This window comes from Mesorhizobium sp. M7A.F.Ca.CA.004.04.2.1 (assembly GCF_004022825.1).
Lineage (GTDB): Bacteria > Pseudomonadota > Alphaproteobacteria > Rhizobiales > Rhizobiaceae > Mesorhizobium.
The window spans coordinates 1-1,566 of the sequence record NZ_RZPH01001227.1 but is presented as its reverse complement, the minus strand read 5'-3'; the positions used below and the strand labels follow the sequence as shown (position 1 = coordinate 1,566).

The window sequence follows — 1,566 nt, the reverse complement described above, 5'->3', positions numbered from 1 at the left end:
GATGAAAAGCCAGATCGGACCGAGCCCGAACATCACCAGCGGATGGCGATAGAGACGATAGGCGAGGCGGCCCCGCCACGACATCTGCCGGTATTCTGCAACGGTCAGCGTCCGGATGTCGCCCATGCCGCGTTCGTCAAGATTGCCGGCGCTGGCGTGGTGCGTCGCGTGGGCGCGCCGCCAGCAATCGTAGGGCGTCAGCGTCAGGATGCCGAGCGCGCGGCCAATCCAGTCGTCCGCGTAACGATTGGCGAAGAAGGAGCCGTGGCCGCAATCGTGCTGGATCATGAAGATGCGCACCAGAAACCCGGCCGCGGGGAGGATGAGGACCAGTCCCCACCAATGGCCATAGGCATAAGCCGCCGAAGACAGCCCCCAGAGTATGGCGAATGGAATGAGGGTGATGGCGAGTTCGACGGCGCTGCGCCGCCTGTCAGGCTTCTTGTAGCGGGCGAGAATCTTCAACCAGGCGCGCTTGCTGTTGGCGACCGCCTCAGGGGAAATCATGTTCATCAGGAAGCATAGGCGGGGCGCCTCGCCGCCGCAAGGCAACATCACGCAAAATTACTGTGCGTAATTGTCGCGTAGCTTGGCGATCGAGCCTGCCAACCCGCCAGCTCGACCTGCTGATGGCTCTGAGCGTCGGTTTTCCGCTGGTCGATCGCTATTCGCGATCGAGGATAGGGCAGCCGCGCTCGGTGCCAAAAGTCACGCGCACGCGGTCGCCGCCCTGTCTGCCGCGGACCGTGATCTCCCGGCGGCCGACGGACTCTATCCTTGCGCGGCGGATGCCCATTCGGTCTGCCTTGTCGAGAGCCCGGTCTTCCGTGCAGCCTCGTTGACGGCGGTCGCGCCGATCGTCGCGACGGGGGCCTTCGCAATCGTCGTAGGCGGGGTCGCAATCTTCCATGAGCTTCAGCCGCGGGCCATGTTTGCCCAATTGCAGCTGAAGATTGTCTGCTTGTGCCGGAAAGGCCGCCAAGGTGATGGCGCCGAGGCCGACAAACGCTATCAGCGATGAGGTGATCGAAACCTTGCGCATTTACGTCCTCCATTGAACCACAACACATCTATCCTTAGATGGTTCGGCTCTCCCCGGCTATTGCCGATAGGAGGTTTGCTGCCAAGATCGATTGTTGCGTTACCGCCGGCGCCAGCCGATGTCACCGCGCTCCGCCCCATCGAGGCGGTCGAGCAGTTCTCTGAACCGATCGGGGATGTCGGCCTCGGTGCGGAAGGCCGGCAAGGTGCGCAGAAAGCGGGTCACCGCCTCGGCGCCGAACTGGCGCCTGATCTCGATGGCCAGCCCCTCTGCCTTTTCGCCCATGTTGCGGGTCATCATCTCAAAATCCTGTGTCGGCTTCGAAACTCCTGCAGCAAGAGAATGGTTCCCCCATCATGCCTGTATGGCAAGCAAAGCCCGCGGTTAAGGTAAAATTTGAATTAAAGTCGAAATGTCTTGCCTGTCATTGCCCGGCCTTGGCCGGCGGCTTCCATAGTCGCTTACCCCTTGATTTTTGGCCACCAAACATCGATATCGGGCACAAAATCCACATCATTCGAGAT

The 1,566-nt window shown here is 61.2% G+C and carries 3 protein-coding genes; all 3 read right to left on the bottom strand.

The annotated features are described in order from the left end of the window. A partial coding sequence (locus tag EN893_RS33290; protein ID WP_206640227.1) for a fatty acid desaturase occupies positions 1-513 on the bottom strand: 513 nt, incomplete at its 3' end. A gap of 151 nt (positions 514-664) precedes the next feature. After that, a complete protein-coding gene (locus EN893_RS33285) occupies positions 665-1,042 on the bottom strand; it encodes a hypothetical protein (RefSeq protein WP_127269664.1) in 378 nt (125 codons plus the stop codon). Positions 1,043-1,141: 99 nt separating this feature from the next. Then, positions 1,142-1,342 (bottom strand): hypothetical protein, encoded by a 201-nt coding sequence (locus EN893_RS33280; protein ID WP_127269662.1) that lies wholly within the window; start codon positions 1,340-1,342, stop codon positions 1,142-1,144. Positions 1,343-1,566 lie beyond the last annotated feature (224 nt).